General features: G+C 34.6%; 14 protein-coding genes. 12 read left to right on the top strand and 2 right to left on the bottom strand.

The window, feature by feature from the left end; genetic code table 11:
• Positions 1-35: 35 nt before the first annotated feature.
• Positions 36-2,294, bottom strand: a complete 2,259-nt coding sequence (locus BXY64_RS20970; protein ID WP_120241931.1) for a tetratricopeptide repeat protein — start codon at positions 2,292-2,294, stop codon at positions 36-38.
• Positions 2,295-2,607: 313 nt separating this feature from the next.
• Between BXY64_RS20970 and BXY64_RS20965 the strand changes: the two genes are divergently transcribed.
• From BXY64_RS20965 to BXY64_RS20940, 6 genes are all read left to right on the top strand, one after another.
• Entirely contained in the window at positions 2,608-4,683 is a 2,076-nt protein-coding gene (locus BXY64_RS20965; RefSeq protein ID WP_211334570.1) for a hypothetical protein, read from the top strand.
• A gap of 160 nt (positions 4,684-4,843) precedes the next feature.
• Entirely contained in the window at positions 4,844-5,449 is a 606-nt protein-coding gene (locus BXY64_RS20960; protein ID WP_147376070.1) for a hypothetical protein, read from the top strand.
• Positions 5,450-5,522: 73 nt separating this feature from the next.
• Entirely contained in the window at positions 5,523-6,500 is a 978-nt protein-coding gene (locus BXY64_RS20955) for a tetratricopeptide repeat protein (RefSeq protein WP_120241928.1), read from the top strand.
• Positions 6,501-6,791: 291 nt separating this feature from the next.
• Positions 6,792-7,868 carry an RICIN domain-containing protein gene (locus BXY64_RS20950; protein ID WP_170150725.1) on the top strand — a complete coding sequence of 359 codons (1,077 nt, stop codon included), beginning with the start codon at positions 6,792-6,794 and terminating at the stop codon, positions 7,866-7,868.
• A 149-nt stretch (positions 7,869-8,017) separates the two neighbouring features.
• Entirely contained in the window at positions 8,018-9,748 is a 1,731-nt protein-coding gene (locus tag BXY64_RS20945) for a hypothetical protein (protein ID WP_120241926.1), read from the top strand.
• A gap of 984 nt (positions 9,749-10,732) precedes the next feature.
• The gene (locus tag BXY64_RS20940) at positions 10,733-12,313 is read left to right on the top strand and encodes an HYR domain-containing protein (RefSeq protein ID WP_120241925.1); all 1,581 of its coding nucleotides are present in this window, start codon (positions 10,733-10,735) and stop codon (positions 12,311-12,313) included.
• Positions 12,314-12,425: 112 nt separating this feature from the next.
• Here the strand turns inward: BXY64_RS20940 and BXY64_RS20935 are convergent, their stop codons facing one another.
• Complete coding sequence (locus BXY64_RS20935; RefSeq protein WP_120241924.1) at positions 12,426-13,844, bottom strand: amidohydrolase family protein; 1,419 nt, start codon at positions 13,842-13,844, stop codon at positions 12,426-12,428.
• Positions 13,845-14,392: 548 nt separating this feature from the next.
• Here BXY64_RS20935 and BXY64_RS20930 point away from each other — a divergent pair.
• The 6 genes from BXY64_RS20930 (at position 14,393) to BXY64_RS20905 (ending at position 18,953) form a co-directional block, all read left to right on the top strand.
• Entirely contained in the window at positions 14,393-14,803 is a 411-nt protein-coding gene (locus tag BXY64_RS20930) for a hypothetical protein (protein WP_120241923.1), read from the top strand.
• 4 nt (positions 14,804-14,807) lie between these two features.
• Positions 14,808-15,395: a YIP1 family protein gene (locus BXY64_RS20925; protein ID WP_120241922.1), complete on the top strand. Its 588-nt coding sequence runs from the start codon at positions 14,808-14,810 to the stop codon at positions 15,393-15,395.
• 48 nt (positions 15,396-15,443) lie between these two features.
• Positions 15,444-15,686: a hypothetical protein gene (locus tag BXY64_RS20920; protein ID WP_120241921.1), complete on the top strand. Its 243-nt coding sequence runs from the start codon at positions 15,444-15,446 to the stop codon at positions 15,684-15,686.
• Positions 15,687-15,741: 55 nt separating this feature from the next.
• Entirely contained in the window at positions 15,742-16,134 is a 393-nt protein-coding gene (locus tag BXY64_RS20915) for a ribosomal maturation YjgA family protein (protein ID WP_211334569.1), read from the top strand.
• A 1,411-nt stretch (positions 16,135-17,545) separates the two neighbouring features.
• Positions 17,546-17,830 carry a hypothetical protein gene (locus BXY64_RS20910; RefSeq protein ID WP_120241919.1) on the top strand — a complete coding sequence of 95 codons (285 nt, stop codon included), beginning with the start codon at positions 17,546-17,548 and terminating at the stop codon, positions 17,828-17,830.
• Positions 17,831-18,026: 196 nt separating this feature from the next.
• Positions 18,027-18,953: a PEGA domain-containing protein gene (locus BXY64_RS20905; RefSeq protein WP_120241918.1), complete on the top strand. Its 927-nt coding sequence runs from the start codon at positions 18,027-18,029 to the stop codon at positions 18,951-18,953.
• Positions 18,954-19,198: the final 245 nt, after the last annotated feature.

The following is a 19,198-nucleotide window of genomic DNA, read 5'->3' as shown; positions in this document are numbered from 1 at the left end:
GAAGAAAAGGTGAATGGGTTGCGTGAAAATATTTCCTAAACTTGAATTTGCATTATCATTTCTTCAATAATATCTTCCAGTTTTTGATCTCCTTCCAGTTTTAATTTCTTTCTCAAGCGATATCGTGCGGTATTTACACTGGATGGTGATATCATTAAAATTCCAGACATTTCGCGAGTTGTAAGTCCAAGTTTGATGAGGGTGAAGATTTTGATTTCGTTTCTCGATAAGTTTTGATATCTGATTTTTAAAGTAGGAATGAAATTTGGATTTTTCTTTGTGAAAAGTTGAAGGTAATTGTCCCAGTCTTCTTCCGTAGTCAGTTTTGCACTTAAAAGCGCTTCCAATTCATTTACTTCCTCTTCTGTAGTGAATGCTGTTTGATTGTTGGCAAGTTTTTCTTTTAATTGTTCAATGGTTTCTTCCTTTATTTTTAGCAACTCATTGTTCTTTTCAATGGTAGTTTTATCAATTTGGCTTTGTTGCTTTAATTTTTCCTGTGCACTTTCTTTAATTTGAATTTCTGTTTTTAATCTTCTTGTTCGTTTTTTCATATATATCACAAGAAGGCTAATTAAACTAATACATAGGATGATATAGAAAGCTCGAATGAGTAGAATTCGATCGAAAAGCTTTTTGTTTTCTTTTGTTAGTACTTTCTGTTTCTCCCTGGCCTGTAGGACTTTAAAGTCGTTATCCTTTTGATAAAGCATTAATACATCTTCGCGATGATGGATTTTCTTGTTAATGCTATCTGCTTTTTGCAAATATATGTATGCGCTATCTGTTTGGTTTAAACTTTTGTAAACTTCAGATAATGATTGTGCAATATTTGATCTATCCACAAGCATTAGTAGGGAATTTCGCTTTGCCCATGCAATAGAGAAATGCCTTTTTGCTTGGAGTAAGCTGTCTTTCATTAAATAATAATCTCCATAGGCTTTGTTGATGTAGGTGCTTAGAGCAGTAGATTTCAATGTTGAGCAAAATTTATCTGCCCTTTTCAAATTTACATATGCGGCTCGTGGATTTTTGTTAAAGTTTAGATTAACCAGCGATTTGTTGATATAGTATGCACACTTACCACTGGTAGCATTGTGTTTATCAGCCTCGTTTTTTAAGATGTTCAAATAATAATTTGTAGAATCCTTATCAGTCTGACTGTATTTCGATAGAACCATATTGGTATAATCGGTGATGGCAAGATAGGGAAAGTTGAGTTCTTTGTGCATATGAATGGCTTTGTGTAAGTATTGATCTGCATCCTTAAAATTGTGCCATTTTATCATTAAACGGCCTAAATGTTGATAGGCTTTAGCTTCTGCAGCTTTGTTATTGTTTTTAATGAAATACTCTATACCATCAAAAATTAAATTTACACCTTTCTTTAAGTTGCCGTTTGCATCGTAACAAATGCCAAGATTAAGAATTATATAGGATATTTTATTGCTACTTTTTTCGTTTTTGGCTATTTGAAAAGCATTTTCATAATGCTTTATGGCTTTTTGATACCTACCCATATTGGCATATAGAGCACCTAAATAAGCCTGATCCATATAAATATGATTTGTATTTCCTTCTTTAGTACTTATTTCGGCAGCTTTCAAGAGGTAGCGTTCAGCTTGCTTTATATCTATACCTCTGTTGTATAAAAAGGAAATATTGGTATAGTAGGATCTTAAGAGGTTTTCAGAAAAAGAAGCATTGATATTGATTTCGTTGTGGAAAAAATCAATTCCATCATGGAGTTTTGCGGCGTACCAATAGGAGTAGGTTAGTTGTTTTAAAATGCCATGATAATACTTGGAGGCAAATTCTCTATTTTCTGATTGAAATAAGCTTACAGAATACCTGTAAGCCTCCTGAAAACTTAGTATGGATAAGTCGTATTGCTTTGAACCTTGATAATTTCGGGCCTTTAAATAATAGGCTTGTAATATCTCCCGAGGTCTATTCAATTTTTCCGATATATGTATTACCTGTTCTACTTTTTCTAAAGAATTATCGTATTTCCTGCTTGAGTAAAGTCCACAACTCCAATAAAACAAAGCTTTTAGTTGGGCGATGTCATCATGTAACTCAAGTGCTTTCGAGTGACATATTTTGGAATAGTAAACAATGGTATCGCCATTATTTCCATAGGAGAAGTCTTCGGCAATTTTAAGGTAGGTATATAAGTATTCTTTTCCTGTTTGCTTTTGAGAAATATTCAGAAGAGAATCGATTCTATTGTTGCAAAAAGCATTTGTGATAAAAAATATCCAAACGAATGTAAAGAGAAAAAAGCGCTTCATAAAATGTCATACTGTTAAAGGGATTGTAAAAGTAAAAAAAACCAAATTTTCCTACAAATAGGAATGTATGGAGATTGTGTTTTGTAAGTAGCTGATTATTAACTACTGATTAATGTCGTGTTGAAATGTCTATTGCAATGTCTATTGCTGTTTTTACCTAAGGCTTAAGGATGTTTGCATCTTTGATCTCGATATTGCTCGTAAAATAAACATTGTGATGAAAGGAGCATATTGATGCATGAATGCTCGCAATTATTTGATTTTCGAAAAGTCACATACTAAAACTAATCTTACACCAATTATAAAAAATATGATGAAAAATTTTATTCTACGAAGATTGTTAATTCCAGCTGTTTATTTGTTTGTTTTTTCGGTTGTTTTATACGGCTGTGGTGCAAGCGGAATGTTTTCTGAAGGTAAAGGCGAATTTAGACTTGCCAAAGAGGAAATGAATAAGGGAAATAGTCTAAAAGGATTAGACCATGCTTTTAATGCAATTATTATAGATTCAGAAGTGAAATCCTTCAAGAAGTTTGTATATACTCATTTTGACAATTCATTAACCAAAACAAAATCTTTTCTAAGCAGCTCAGAAAATACAAGCAGTATTTCAGATGCAGAGAAACGTGTTGAAAAGCTGCAATTATTGGTATCCATTTATTCAAAGATACAGCAGGTAGAATTGCCATTTGTTGATCCGAAAGGAAAGTGGGAGTGGACAACCAGTTTTGTAGATTACTCTGAGCAAGCAAATGCGTCTGTTAAGTATGCTTTTGATTTGATCATGACAAATGGTAAGGCAGATATTGATGCATCGCGAGTGCAGGACGCTTACGAAAAGTTTATCAAAGCATATAATAAGTACTGTGTTAGTGAAATTAGAACGGAAACTGCACAAAAAATTACCAAGTACTTTACCGATTTTGCTGAGGAGAATCAAAAATCAAATGAGATTCCTACTTTGGAGCTGGCGCACAAAGCATGGGGCTATGCTTTAAAGTTTACGCCAAGTTTGACTTTGGCCAGTCAATCAAGAAAGGGTGTAGCCAATAAGATTTCTGAAATCTATTACAAAAATGGTTTGGAATTGTTCAACTCAAAAAAGGTGGATAATAACATTCAATCGGTTGACCAGTTTAAGTTGGCTTTAAAATGGAATGCAAGTCATCCGGATGCCAAAAACTCTTTGCAGGCAGCAACAGAGAAAATTGCAGAATACTATTATGCATCTGCAATCAAATTGGAAAAATCAAAATCGGAAAAGGATAAGATCATTGCTTTGTATCGAAATGCCCAAAAGTGGATCCCAGATTACAAGGACTCTATGTACCGCATTTACTCCTTGCAGGTTGGAAGTGAATTGGTGAGTTTAAAGAAAAATTTAGCAGAAACAAGGAAGCAATATACAGCACTAACTGGAAGAATCAATACGGTTTCGACAGCGGTAAATAAAAGCTGCGAGGTAATGGATATGCTAACCTATGTATCAGACCAAACCAGAAGTTTAAATACCAAAATGAAAAATGTTGGTAGTACTCTAAAAGCATTCAATCTAATTCCTATTGTAGGAACTGTGAGTGGTGTAACTTCAAAATCATTGTCTATTGCTCAAAAACCAATTGGCGGTTTGGTTGGCAAGTTTAATACTATAGAAAAACCATTTATAGACCCTACAAAAACAGCGGTTCATAATGTAAAAGTAGCAGTAGATGGACTGAAAGGCGTTGTTGTAACTACCAAAGATGTATTGAAAAAAAGTGAAGTTACTGTTGCCACCATCGATGATTGTATTAAAACCTTGAAAAAAGAGAATGATTTTAAAAAGGTAGAAGGTGCAATTAAAGAGGTCAATAAAGGATTAAAAGGTGCATCAGATCAAATGAGAAGTTTGAATAGTAGCTTAACTACATTCGAGAAAGGAGCTAAAGCTTTGGCCGTTATGCATAATCCAGCTAAAAAAATTAAGAACGGATTGGGTAAGATTAAGAAACCTCTTGATAAGGCTAGTAAGGTGACTCATGAAATGGATAAAGTGCTGAAAAAAGAATTTGAAGTTCTTGGGAAAAAATTATCACTTCATAAAGCACTTACTGCAGGCGGTATTGTAGCTGAAAAAATTGCTGATTTGGGTATGAAAGCTGCCAAACCAATTATGAATAAGATGAAGATAAAATTTCCAACTGTTCCTGGAGTGGATGAACTAAAAGGAAAGCTTGATGTTGTGAAAAACGAATACAACAACATTAAAATGAATACCACGAAAATCAAAGATTCTTACCAGAAGTATTCAGATTTCCAGGGAATCATATCAAAGAACCTAAACAAAATTGTTGAAACGACAGGCTGTAGTATTCATGTTGAAGAGAACCAGGAAGTAGCAGCCAAATAATTTGAAAATCTGTGCATTGCTCTCTATGCTTTTTGTGTGCATAATTGGGTAGAACTGTGATTAGTATAGGGGGCAATTTTAAAAATAAGAATGATTATAAAGCTGACCATTTCAATCTGAAAAGGATTTGAAAACAGGTCAATAAAAAACAATGAAACACATGAAAAAATTAATTACAGGATTATTGATTCTATTCTTTGGCATTCAGGTGAATGCACAAATTAAAACCAATAAGTCAGGTACGATGATGGGACAGGCTTATTACAAGCTTAAGTGTAAATCGGTAGAGGGATTTGTGAATTATGATATTGCAAATCTGGTATTTACTAGTGGAGATGAAGAGTCGGCTTGTGCTTTTAAATTGGTGGAGATTCCGCATGATGATAAAAGTTTGACAAAGCAGACATATACTTACAAATCGGATAAGGTGAAGGCGAATAAAATAAATCTGCAAAAGAAGGTTCTGAGCGGAAGTAGTGGCTTAGTAATTGACAAAGATGGTTATTTAAAGATTCGTATTGCTGCTGATGCTGATTTGCCTAATGCAAGTTTAATATATGTTGAAGTCTGTGAGGATGGTGAGCACGTTCGTTTTTACGATGCTAAAAGAAAAGCACAACTGAATGATGCAGGTACCTTGGATCACTATAAGTTAACCGATATAAAATACTTAACTCTTGTGGAAACACCAGAAGGCAAAAGAATCACTTTCAAGAATAAGCCCGAAGGAGATAAGTCGATGTGGAAGTTGTTTAGAGTGCAATAATTTAATAAAGAAATAATAATGCTAAACCCTATAATTATTAGGGTTATGTAACAACTGAAGAAAATTTAAATACATGAAAAAGATATTTGCAATGTTAACATTGGTAATTGTTGCAACAACATTTGCCAATGCCGAGAAAGTAAGAACCTATACCATGAAAATGCCTTCTTTTGTTTTCGAAGGGGTTAAAACGGTATACATTAAAGATATTCCTGTTGAGGATGGTGAATTGTGGAACAGAGGAACAGGAATGGAAGTGAAAAAAATATTAAAAGAGAACATTCAGAATGCCAGAATTGGTGAGAAGGCAGGACATAAACTTTGTACGCCATGGATGAGCACTCAGTTCTACCAATTGGTAAGTAGTGAGGCTGAGGCTGATTTGGTAATTTCAGGAAGCATTCGTTCAAGTTTAAGAAAAAATGAAGAGGTTGGTTTAAAGGGAAAGTACAACACAGAAACACACAAACTTCCTTTTTTCGTAAAAAAATATTCGAAAAATAAGGATGCTGAAGCTTCTATCGATTTGCAGTTTACAAACAAAGATGGTGTGGCAGTAAAAAGTTATTCGAAAATGAATATGACCTATCATTATTCGAAAGAGTATTTGGGCGCTCCTAAATTGACCAAAGATGGTAATTACGAAGGCGAAATTCGCGATTATGATATTACTATGAAATGCATTGCTCCTTATCTGAATACCATTGTAGCCGAAATTACACCTAAATTACTTTGTAAAACCTACGATGTAAAAAAAGTAAAAAAGATCAAGGATAAAGAATTGAAAAAAACGAACAAATCGGCTAACAAACTACTTAGAAAAGGAAGCTATGTCGAAGCGGCTGATATTTTTGCAGAGGTAGCAGCCAATGCAAACGATTCTAGATCTGTTGCTACAGCGAACAAGGATGCTGGCATATTGTATATGGTGACGGGAAATTTTGAAAAGGCTGAGGAGTTCCTTAAAAAGACAAGTGATTCTGCCTTGCTAAACGATTTGAACAAGAGAAAAGAGCTTTATAACGAATTGAAAAGGATAGGTATTCTATAATTTTTCAATCGCAGAAAAATAGATTTGTGAATAAACAGTGCACTCGAATGAGTTGATCTAAAATCGTAAGTTTAAATATTCACTTTAAGCCTTAATTCATTCGAAGTGGATTGGTATTGGAATGTGATTTTTTAGGTGATGAATAACTATGAAAGAGAATTGGTTCGATTAAAATAGAAGCTAATTATATTCATGTAACAGAACGGTAAAAGTGAACTCTTGTCAGTTGCTTTGAATAGGAAAAGCCTAGAAATAGAAAAGTAATAAAAATTAATTCAAAATTTTATAATGATGCAAAATGTTAAATTATTATCATTAGTAATAATTCTTTTATTTGGGAGTATTTTGCCATTAAAGGCGCAGTACGAAAAAGCAGCTGATATGCCACAATATAAAAGGGTAAGAATCCAATCGGCAATGAGTTATGGGCGCAGCGACAAAGGTTTTCTGGAGTTTCCTGGCGGCGAGAAATATTGGAAGAGAAAAGGAAATCAAATGGATATTTGGACCAAAGATAATAACAGTAATAAATTATTTTATCTGCGCAGGAATGCAGATGGGTATTTCTTTATTCAACCATGCGCTTGTAAAGGAAACCTTGATGCCAAAAACGTACCACCTGAAAACGGTACGCCTCTACATTTGTGGGATACTCACGGAAAACCATCTCAACATTTCTATTTTAAGCATTTAGGAAATGGTAGATATAAGATTTATCATAGAAGTGGAAAAGTAGTATGTCTTAAAGATAATAAAACTGACAGGGATGGTAATAAAGTACACCTTTGGAATGATCACAATGCCATTTCAACCGAATGGTTCATTCTAGATGCCAATACAAATAAACCTATAGTAATAGACAAAAAAGTAGGTATCGTACATAAATCATTAAAAGGGGCAAGAATTAATGAATTTCAAACCTTCTATATTCAATCAGCAATGAGTCATGGTAGAAGTAGTAAAGGATATTTTGAATTTGGCGGTGCAGATTGGCAAAAAAAAGGTAATCGTGCACAAATTTGGACAAAAGGTGGTTCTTCATCAAACAATAAGATGTTTAGATTTCAGAGAACACCAAATGGAGAATTTTATTTAATTAGAGCTGCTAAAAGTGGAAATGGTGTTGTAGATTGTAAAGGTGGAGGCACAAGTAATGGTACGCCATTACATTTTTGGTCTGAACATGGTGGTGAATCGCAAAAATTTTACCTGAAAAAATTACCTAACGGTAGTTATAAGATATATCACAAAAGTGGTAAGGTAGTATGTTTAAAAGATAACAAAACCGATAATAATGGTAATAAAGTACATCTTTGGAACGACCACAATGCGATTACCACGGAATGGTATTTAATACCTGTTCGTTAAAATAAATTTGCAACTACAAATACTCAATTCTAATGTTTATAAGTGTTAGAATTGAGTATGTTATTGTTTTTATAAGGAAATTACTACACTTCCCATTTTATAGTTTGCAAGCATTTGAAGATTGCTGGCAATAATATTAAAAATGACAAATGAATAAGCTTAAATTCTTTCTTGTGGTATTAATAGCCCTATTTTGTGTCAATACGCTTTTTGCAAACAAGCACAATGCAAACTATCCCGATAATAATTCAATAGCATCTGCTGATGAACAAGTAAATATTGGTAGTAATATTTATACACTTCAGAGAAATGAAGAGTTTGTTTATGGTAAAATTGGGAAAAACAATAATGGAGGGATTAAGTATACGGTAGCTGTAGTTCGTGTTCCAAATGCAGAAAAAGAAGTATACGAATTTTACGGTCCATATTATGGCCCTCGCCCAATTGGAGCGAATTTAAGAAAAGCCAGAACGCCAAAGGAATACAATAAGTATGATTATTACCTAATATTTAATGGTAATAAAATGGGTCCATACGATCATATTTATTCGCTCGACAGAGATCCGGATATCGACAAATGGGTGAGTGAGGATGGCAATCGAATTAGCTTTTGTGGCACAAGAAAAAATAAATACTATCCAATTATTGGCAATAACAAAGCCTTTTATTATTGGGGGCCTAGTCAGGCACCAGAATATGATACCTATACAGGCAAATATGCATTTAGTATTCAGTGGTCGCAAAATGATTACCGTATTTACGAAAACGGCATGAATATAATTAAAGGAGCCAAAATGGTGAGTGAACCGGTTTATTCAAGAAGTGGCAGGTTGCTTTATGCCAGCGCGCCCGAAAAACGTGATGAGATGTATGTTTATGTGGATCATCAACAAAAATTCGGCCCTTTTAAAATGATTGCACACAAAGGAATTGGCTTTATTACCGGAACCGAACAGGTTTTCTACAATACATATCAACAAGTGCGTTGTGGCGAATATGTATACAATTGCAAACCTAACGAATCGTTGAATCAGTTTTCAGTAAGCTCGGATTATGTGGTGTTTTGTGCTAAGGATACCAAAACCCAAAACAATACTGTTTATGAATACAATGTTGCCAATAAAACGGTAAAGAAGCATGGTCCGTATAAAGGGAATTTGTATGTAAAAGAAGCAGGTAATCAATTTTATTACCGACACTATAACACACAAACAGAACGTTACCAATATTTAGGAATGGGTGGAAAAATACTTTGGAATAAAAATCACCTTACCGGGATTGATGGATTGGTTTTTTCGCGTATGAGCGATACCAATGACCTTTATGTGAGCTATGTTGGAACAGATAAGAAAACGCATGTCGATAAAAATGGCAAAGACATGCAAATCAATAAAAACATTGCCAATGTAAATACTCTTCAACCACAGGATAATGAAGTTCTGATACATTTGAATGTAGATGCCAAAGTAGCTGCCACCAAACATGAGATTATATACAAGCAAAACAAATTGTTTGTACATGGCGATTTGGATGCAGGACAAATATTTACGCTTAAAAATACTTCTGATCTTTTTTACACTCTTCGCATTAAAAAAGGTCAAAACCACAAATGGAAACTGTATCGAAATAATCAGTTGGTAAATGATGTTGAATACAGTGATATAAAAGAATTTCAGGCATCTCCTGATGGAAGTACTTATGCTTATATTGATGGAGGCCGATATATTATAGAAAATCGTAGCATGGATTTTTCTAAAAAAGTTTACCTAAATGGAAAAGCCCTTCAGGGAAAGTATGGAGCACCGATTTGGAGCGAAAAATACAATGCCATGTTAAGCATTAAACAGAAAGGAAATCAGCTTGTAGTGAGTGAATTGTAATGATTTGAACTAAGTTCTGTAATTTTCTCACGAGAACTTAATAACAAATTGAAATGAACAGCTATTCAATAATTTTCAATGATATATAAATAGTTTTGTGAATAAACAGTGCACTAGAATGAATTGAGCAAAAATCGTAAGTTTTTTATTCACTTTAAGTCTTAATTCATTCGATGCGGTTTTATAATTGGTAGTAGAGGAACCCCTTCGCCTTTTGGTGAAGGGGTTTTGTGCTAGGTAAGAAATCCTTCTGTTGAAATTTATCAGAGTAAAACTCTTTGATTGAGGTTTGTTGTTTATAGAGTTGCTTACTATGTGGTTACATGCTTTACGATAGATTCACTTTTGATGTGTGTTATGAAATTAGATCGTAAGAAAAATATGTAGAAGGTGGCATTTTAATAAGTTTTTTGAATTTTCAATAAAATATGGTAAAAGATATACAACGAATCATTGAAAACTTATTAATAATCTTCTATAACTTAGGTAATGAGGTGGTTGTTTTGGCTGGAACAGGAAGAGGTCGATAATTTCGTTTTGTGCAGTAGTGGTGACGATTAAGGAAAAGAAAGAGTTGTCAGCTATGTAGCGGTTGGAGAAACTTTTTTAATTTAGCCTCTTCAAATTTTCTCTTGTCGTTTAAGTTTAGTTAAACTATATTGTAGCCCTTTATCTTTGGCATCATGTTGCAGTTATTGAATGTTAATTAAAAGGGGAAGGTTTTGGAAATTGGAGAATAGTTTGAATTGCCATTATTTCCAATAAAATTTCGCACCTATTCATTGCTCAATTGAGTAAGAGTGGACATTGGCTTAATTCCAATTGGAGAAGAGATTGTGAAAAGTCTGCTTCTTTTGAAACAAAATGATGCTTCGCATGTAAAAAAATATATTGTGCCAGTCGATTTGTACTCATGATAATTGATGAGATATGCAGTATTAGCAATGCTGTAGTGAATTAATTTGTGTTAAGTTTTATTATTTAATGAGAAGTTTTATTTCAAGCTGTTTTCTGGTAATTGGCTTCCTACTTTTAACAGTTGTCGCTGAAGCCCAGATAGTACCTGCTAAATCTCTTTGGCTTAGAGCTGACGTGGGAGTAAATTTATCTGGAAGTCGTGTTGTTTCTTGGGTAGACCAATCGGGAAATAGTTGGAATGCCTTTGCTCCTAGTTCTTCAAGACGACCTTTGTATCAATTATCAGGTTCAAACTTTAATCCTACTTTTTATTTCGATGGATCAGATAATTTGGATATTTCTTATCGCAGTGGGCTTAATACAAATAATTTTACTGTCTTTTCGGTTCATCGATTAACAGGGGGAAACAATAGATACCGTTCGCCATTCACTTCTCGTGATGATCGTCCACAAAGAGGTTATATTTTATATGTGGCACCCAATGGAAGGTATCAGTTTTGGAATGGACAAGGAAACAATAGTGGATGGAGAGTTTTAAGTACGACTCGATCTGCTTCTTCGAGTTCCGAGTTATTAATTTACAGAGGTAGTCAAAGTGGTAATAATTTGGTGAAGAGGGGCTATGTTAACGGACAAAGTTTTGCAGGTCCAACAAGTCATCGTTTTGCCCGAAATAGAAGAAGGCCTTATCGAATAGGAGCGGGAGCAACCGAAGGGTCGGGAAATTATTTCTGGTATGGTGATATTTCTGAACAAATTGTCTTCAATAGAGCTTTAAATAATACCCAGCGTCAAATTACAGAATCGTATTTGGCAATAAAGTATGGGTTGAGTTTGGGGAATAATAATCAGGCAATAAGCTACCTAAAAGCTGATGGGACCTCAGTTTGGGATGCTACCTCTACGTATCGTTACGATGTGGCGGGTTTGGCAAGGGAAAATTCTCCATTTGATTTGGACCAAAAGGTTTCATCTTCGGGGAACCTTGGTGTAAATACAAGTGGAAATACTGTTTTTGCAACAACAAATAATTTTACTCTATCAAACCTCGATAATAGCAGACAATCCTTAAGTGAAGGTCAATTTCTATTATGGGGACATAATAATCAAAGCATGAATTCTTGGGTGAATGTGGGGTGCTCTAAACGTATAAATCGTTTTTGGCGATTACAAAATACGATGGATGTAGGGACAATCTTTCTGCAAATAAATTTGAAAAATTTTCCAGCTTCTTCAACAGGAACTTATACCTTGTTTTTAGATAATGACACAAATCTTTCCAACGGTGTTATCAGCACTCATACCTTGATTGGAAATGGAGATCAGTATGCAACCTCTTTTGATCCACCTGATGGGGTGAGCTATTTTACAATTGGAGTCCGTGATGAAACTCCTCCGGTTATTTCTAATTGTCCTTCGAATATTGATGCTTGTAGTGGAGATGTGATAACATGGACAACTCCAACAGCAACTGATAATTGTGGTACACCAACATTAACGGCAAATATGGCATCAGGACAAGTATTCCCAGATGGAGATACCACAGTGATTTATACAGCTACAGATGCTTGGGGTAATACATCAGAGTGCCGTTTTACAGTATCAGTTAATTCAAAACCAGTTCCTCTTGGAATATTTTACGAGTAATTTAAAATACAATAAGTTGGACTCTAAAAATATTCCCTTAACTGCCGCACGAAAAGAAGTGCGATGAAAGTCCACCTTTCGTGCGATAGTATAGGCTTAGAAATATTATTTCTTAATCAAACTTCTTTTCGAAAGGGTCTGTATTTGAAATTTTAACATTGACTTTCTTTACTTCCTCAAGGAGTTGATTGGGGTAAATGACTTTATTTTTAAAAATGACCAGTTCTATATTACGTGTGTTTTGAATCTTTTCAAGAGGATTGGCATTCAACAGTACCAAATCAGCCAATTTGTTTTCATCAACACTTCCCATTCTTTTTTCCTTGTGCATATAAGTGGCTGCATTTATGGTGGCAGTTTGAAGTGCTTCGGCATTCGAAAATCCCGCATTCACAAAATATTCAAGCTCATCATGTAAATTATAACCAGCACATCCCTGATCGGAACCCGCTATTATTTTTATTCCTTCCTTTTGCATTTGATAAAGTAATTTCTCTTGCAACTTTAACTCTCGCTCAAAAGGCTTCATTTTTTTCATCTTTTCCGCATCGGGGCGATATCTTTTCTGAACAGGAGGAGGGAAAAAGTCATATCGATTGTCGGTATATACCCAATCCAATTCATTGTATTGAAAGCGATGTTTTACGCCAAGAGTTGGACATTGGTACATGTTATATTTGCTGAGTTCATGAATTACAGAATCAGCCTTTGCCTGATTGAAAGACCAAAGTGCTTTGGTTGTACACCCCATGATTTGCATTTTCAAAATCCCTGATAGCTTTTCCTCTTTCGAAGCTACATCAAGCAAACTGTCTAATCTTGCATGTAAAAACTTCTCTTGTGTCGAGCATGACAGGAGTAAACCATTTAGATGTTCATTCGATTTTTGACCCAATCTTGCCGCTTCAATAAGTCCTATGCTGTAGGGAACATGTCCTGCAAATTCAAAATTTAATCGATTACATTCATTAACAATGGCCATATATTGATCTCTGGGAACCAAACTAAGTAATTTGATAAATTTACTTTCACTTTTCTTTGCCTCCTGAACAATTTGAATGGCCTGCTTGCAATCTTTAACGGGAATCTCATTTTCGAACCATGGAGTAGGACCATCTATAATCTGACTGGAAAACATGATTCTCGGCACATTGCTATTTTGCTCTGTGCTATCTTGCCATTCCATACGATATCCTGTCATTTCCCGGACGCCAACAACACCCTTGGCCAGGTACATTTTTAGATATTCTTTATCAGGAAAATAAAAATGCACGTGCATATCCCAGAGCCCAGGAATTAAATACTTGCCATTCCCATTAATCACTTGAGTGGAATCATTTGTTGATAATTGATTTCCAGTCGTTATTTTTTTTATGACTTGTTGTTGAATGCCAACATCCTTATTTTTTAGGATACTGCCTGTTTCAACATCAACGATATTTACATTTTGAATGATAATATCGTAATTTTCACTTTTTGAAGGAAAAATAAATAATGTGCATAATAGTAAGCATAAGCTTAATTGTTTCATTTTTAGGTGTTTTTATTATTAGTTAAAGGTTTGAAAGAACTTGTTCCCAAAAAATACCAAACATATCATGTCATATTGAACGAAGTGAAATGTTTGATTTTCAAATCCTGAGATTCTTCTCCCGTGGCTTTTGAATCTGAATGACAATTAATATTGGATTTTTTAAACAAGCACTAAGCTTACATTATGACGAATGAAAACAGGATTTGACTACAGAGAAATTAATTAATATTATTCTTTATTTGTAAGATGTTTATAGGTAGGGGAATGGAGAAATGAATAAATGATAATAAAAGCTTTGTTTATTCCTCTGCGCTACCGAACTTTGTTTTGTGCGGCGGCGAAGATGTACTATGATTAAGTTAGTAGTCTTGCTCACGCCACCCTTTGATTCATTAAAGGGAACAGTACTTTAAGCAAGCTCCTTTGAGGGGTGGGTATAAGTTAATTGAAAGCTAAATTAAATAACAAAGAAACTACTATTAGTATTACTATTTTTTATTTTTTGCGAGAATTGCAAAGCACAGCTCGAACTTCACATTCAAGAATTGAATAGAAGTGAGAATGCAATTAATCTGGAAATAGAAATAAAAAATACAAGTCAAACAGATAGTGTGTTATTTTATTTTCCTCGTGATGAATCTGTTTTTATGTCGCTCATTAATATTGTGTTCAAAAATAAAGAAACAGGTAAGATACATGAATATTGGCCCAGTGATGAAATTTTAGATATTGACAGATTATTTGTGACCAAAAATAATTCTGTACTAATATTACCAGACTGTACTGGTAAATTTCAACAGGAAATTCGATTGAAAAGAATATCTCCATACTTAGAGAAGTCAAAATATTCAATGAGTATGCAATTGTCATATGAGTATGGAAATCTGGAAACAGATCTAGGATGTAAACTATTCACAGGAGCTATGAAATCTAATTCAATAGAAATCAATAGGTAATAGTATGAATACATTTTTAAATATTCTCTTTAAGACCTCGGACACCTTTGATTATCTGGATGACCAATTTGAAGATCAATTAGAAACGAATGCTAATCTTTTATTTATGTTGGCAGGAGCAGTTTCGGGAATAGATTCCTTCTTTAAAGATTATCATCATTTTCAGGAGTATCCTCTGCTAATCGTGTTTTTAGGATTCGTGTTGGCGACTGCAGGGATTGGTCTATTAATGGGAAGATATCTTTCTACCTACATTTTGTATGGAATAGGAAAACTATTAAATGGCAAAGGAAAAATCATCGACATGCGTGTTGTTGTAGCTTATTCAGTGGTTCCAATCTTTATGAAGTTTCCAGTAGTTTTGTATTTAGGCATTACTGGAGATTTATTGAGTCCGAAAGGCTATTTGTATTGGATTATCAGTTTGTACTATCTGATCATATGGTTGTGGACATTAAAGATAATGATTCAAGGTGTAATGAGATTTAATGGATTTGGATTTATAAAAGGAGTTATTAATGTTAGTCCATATTTAATATTAGGTGGAATTACATTCATTGTAATTGTTAGAAATGTGATTTCTTCATTTTAATGGACAAACAAACTCAAACCACGCATAAGATCAAAGAACAACAAAAACATGATAGATCACGAAGAAGAGGTAAGGCGCAAAGATTATGAATTGCTAAAAGAAATAGCAGGGGATGAAGTGGCAAACAGATATGCCAGTAAAGAAAATTACAGCATGAGAAGAGCGGGTTTTGCTATTCAGAGATATTCTGTCGTGAATTTTGCAAAGAGAAGTCCTTTAGATTTTACGATGATCACTATAGTGGCATTGCTACTGGGCTTCATCTTCATATGGAAATACTTTACTTATTGAATTCAAAACCAATATTAGCAGAAATTTATATCACCCCCAATAAACAAACATCTCAATGCAAAGAAACAGACTCTATTACTTCTTATTAATCTTATTTACCATCATTATCGGATTGGCATCTCGACATTTTTCGAACTACCTTCCCGAAATCATCAACTTGGGATTGGGAGATGCCTTATGGGCATTGATGATGTATTGGATGATTGCCTTTGTTTTTCCTGCAGCAAGTATTAGAAAGCTGACCGCAATGGCTTTGAGTGTCTGTTTCCTGGTTGAGTTTAGCCAACTGATACAAGTTGATTGGCTCAATGCATTGCGCAGCAACAAATTTGGCGCATTGGTTCTTGGCCAAGGCTTTTTATGGTCGGACCTTTTGGCTTATACCATTGGAGTAGCTGGTGGCATGTGTATTGAAATGAATTTGATGAGGAGGGGAGTAGCTTCATAGCATCTCATTCTATCTTTCTTCCCGGTTAATCGGGACGGGCTCTAAAGGAGAAAAGAATACGTGTTGTAAAAAATAGTAATGCATTAATACAATATAACTGTTTTGCCTGTAAGGCAAATATCATAATAGCCCAGGGGAAGGGAGCGAAGCGACCGTCGCCCTGGGTTCATGGATTCTATAGTAAATCGTCGCAATTGGGAGTGTTGTTTTGTTGGCGGATTTTATTGCGACGGAAAAGGATGGTTTTACCCTAGAAAACTCTCACAAATATCCTACGTCTTCACAATCTTTGCACAACTTCCTCTCCTTAAGGAGAGGATTGAGGTGAGGTGATATAGGAAGGAAAACACTTTATTCTATCTTGTCTTCAAGCCAGACGGGCTATTCTTTTATTCATTCATAATTTTAACGGGCATTCATGAGCTCGCATAGCTCGGTTATCATTGCTATAAAAGAACCAAAAGATCTAGACGCCAAAAATTTAGTTACCCATAACGATTTAAAGTCTAAACAACCGAACGAAGTGAGCTCATGAACACCTTACAGATATAATTATTCTGTGAATAAAATAATATTCACTCGTACCTCGTTCATGGAATTCTGTTTTTAACGACTTTTTCATCTATGGGGCCCAACAAATTTTTGGATGTCACACTTACTGCAACAAACAGGAGGTGGTTTCAATATGTTTTGCCTGAAAGGCAAAGATCATACTAGCCCAGGTGAAGGGAGCGAAGTGACTGCCGCCTTGGGTTCATGGATTTTGTAATTGATCGTCGCAACTGGTTAAGTTGTTTTGTTGGCGGATTTTATTGCGACGGAAAAGGATGGTTTTATCATAGAAAACTCACACAAATATCCTACGCCTTCACATTCTTTGCACAAATTCCTCTCCTTGAGGAGAGGATTGAGGTGAGGTGATATCGGAGAGAAAATACCTCCTTCTATCTTTCTTCCCGATTAATCGAGACAGGCTCTAAAGGAGAAAAGAATACGTGTTGTAAAAAAAGCATAATACAAATTACCATTTGCCTGAATGGTAAATATCATTAAATCATTCTATTGTGGTCTTTTTATTCAAGTAAAAGCTATTTTAAATTTAATAAGATAGGGGTGAAAATTTAACATTAATATTTGAAGATGGATTGTTGAAATTTTTCATCAATTAATGTGATGGTTTTTGTAATCAATTGAAAAATAATGTTTAAGTTTAATTAAACAGAAGGATATATGATGAGAATGTAAATGCTTATTAAGCTTTGTTTTTGCAGATTTTAGCAATGGAATGAAGAGTACAATATACTTATTGATAAGAAAGTGAAAAGAAGTTGAGTGCTGGCAATTAAAGATTGACAGAAAGAAGGGGAAAGGTGATGCTACTCTTTGAAAAATTGTTAATGCCATCATAAAAATGGTAAGTGAAGTTTGGCTAATTGTAAGTGTTGATGCCAAAAGTGTAAGTGCAGCATCCAAAACTGTAAGTGCAGAACCCAAAACTGTAAGTGCAGCAAGCAAAAGTGTAAGTGATCAACTCAAAACTGTAAGTGCAGCAAGCAAAAGTGTAAGTGCAGCAAGCAAAAGTGTAAGTGCAGCAAGCAAAAGTGTAAGTGTTGAACCCAAAACTGTAAGTGATGAACTCAAAACTGTAAGTGCAGCAAGCAAAAGTGTAAGTGATCAAATAAAAATTAAGGCATAGAGTTTTGAGAATGCTTCTGTTGAAATAAAAAATGCGCATGACAAAGAAGAAATTGCTTCTTCTGAAACAGAAATGCTTCTGAACAAACTAGAATGTAAGTGAAACAATTGGATACGTATGGTACTAAAACCTCTCTCTTGAAACTCGAATAGAGTTAGATACCTAATAAAGCTTAAAAATCATAAACATATTTTGTATGAAATCTAAACAACTGATTTTACACAGACAGGTGCAAGATTTGTGTGCATTTGATCTGAAGCATCAGACCAAGTTACAGGAGGATACAAATTATAATGATTTGATGGCACCCATAAGGGAAGTGAATGCGGAATTGGCGGTGCTGGTTCCAAAGCAAGCCCTTAGCAGTAAAGCCTATACCATTAATAAGAACAATTTGTTTGAAATTATGGTAGGCAATTGTGCCAAAGTGAATGATCTGATTATTAGTTACGGTACGCTTCATGAGTTTGAAATATTCTCGAGTGTGGAAGGATGTTTTGAACACCAATTGCACAATTGCAAGGAGGAAGAGGCCTTAATTCGTGCTGATAGTTTACTCTCTATTGTTGCCAATAATGCTACGCAGGCTACAGCAGCCAAAGTAGATGAGGATTTAAAAAGTGCTTTGGAAACAAGTATTACGAATTTTTCCAATGTGATAAGTGCGCCCAAAGACTTTAGGGTAGAGCATGCCGATATTACCAAGCAGATTGATGTATTGTTAGACAAATACAATTTGTTGGTAAAAAGAGGATTGATGCTATACATGCGTAGCGTTTATGCTGAAAGTGATCCTGATTTGTTCGATGAGTTTTTGGTGATCATGACCAAGGACAATGCTTCGAGCAGACAAAGAGCTCTACAGGGAATGTTTTCCAATGCCAAAACTGGTGAATCCATACGTAATGTAAGGATTTCCATTGATGGCAAGAAAGCAGTTACCCACCGTGGAAAGCAGGGTGGTTTTTATATCCAAACTTTAAGTGCTGGTGAACACGAGTTGCGTTTCAGCAAGAAAGGATATCTGGATGTTGTAATGCAGGTAGTTGTTTTACCAGAACATACCTTACAGTTGGATGTGAAACTGGAAGCTGTTGAAACCAATAAGCCTGTAATGGCTTAATAAACCTATAGTACCATACTTTTCAATTGTATTTAGCCCCCAAGTAATTGGGGGCTTTTGTATTACCCAATCATAATTATGTAGACTTATTCTATTTTATGCATGCAAGTTATTTTACTCCAGTAAGTTTATTGTTTGCTTTTGATTTTTCATAAATTTGATAGGCTAGATATTTAAGTTGTGTTTATATACAAGTTGGCGTTCATTGAGTGCAGAATCCAAGAAATATTACATTTAATTAAAGC

It is taken from the genome of Marinifilum flexuosum (assembly GCF_003610555.1).
In the GTDB taxonomy this organism is placed as follows: domain Bacteria; phylum Bacteroidota; class Bacteroidia; order Bacteroidales; family Marinifilaceae; genus Marinifilum; species Marinifilum flexuosum.
The sequence above is the reverse complement of the archived record's forward strand: the minus strand, read 5'-3'. Positions and strand labels throughout refer to the sequence as shown.

Coding starts and splice junctions, on each gene's coding strand:
- BXY64_RS20910 (WP_120241919.1), top strand. CDS start 17,546: ATGGTAAGTGAAGTTTGGCTAATTGTAAGTGTTGATGCCAAAAGTGTA.
- BXY64_RS20955 (WP_120241928.1), top strand. CDS start 5,523: ATGAAAAAGATATTTGCAATGTTAACATTGGTAATTGTTGCAACAACA.
- BXY64_RS20960 (WP_147376070.1), top strand. CDS start 4,844: ATGAAAAAATTAATTACAGGATTATTGATTCTATTCTTTGGCATTCAG.
- BXY64_RS20965 (WP_211334570.1), top strand. CDS start 2,608: ATGAAAAATTTTATTCTACGAAGATTGTTAATTCCAGCTGTTTATTTG.
- BXY64_RS20950 (WP_170150725.1), top strand. CDS start 6,792: ATGCAAAATGTTAAATTATTATCATTAGTAATAATTCTTTTATTTGGG.
- BXY64_RS20915 (WP_211334569.1), top strand. CDS start 15,742: ATGCAAAGAAACAGACTCTATTACTTCTTATTAATCTTATTTACCATC.
- BXY64_RS20905 (WP_120241918.1), top strand. CDS start 18,027: ATGAAATCTAAACAACTGATTTTACACAGACAGGTGCAAGATTTGTGT.
- BXY64_RS20940 (WP_120241925.1), top strand. CDS start 10,733: ATGAGAAGTTTTATTTCAAGCTGTTTTCTGGTAATTGGCTTCCTACTT.
- BXY64_RS20920 (WP_120241921.1), top strand. CDS start 15,444: ATGATAGATCACGAAGAAGAGGTAAGGCGCAAAGATTATGAATTGCTA.
- BXY64_RS20945 (WP_120241926.1), top strand. CDS start 8,018: ATGAATAAGCTTAAATTCTTTCTTGTGGTATTAATAGCCCTATTTTGT.
- BXY64_RS20925 (WP_120241922.1), top strand. CDS start 14,808: ATGAATACATTTTTAAATATTCTCTTTAAGACCTCGGACACCTTTGAT.
- BXY64_RS20935 (WP_120241924.1), bottom strand. CDS start 13,844: ATGAAACAATTAAGCTTATGCTTACTATTATGCACATTATTTATTTTT.
- BXY64_RS20970 (WP_120241931.1), bottom strand. CDS start 2,294: ATGAAGCGCTTTTTTCTCTTTACATTCGTTTGGATATTTTTTATCACA.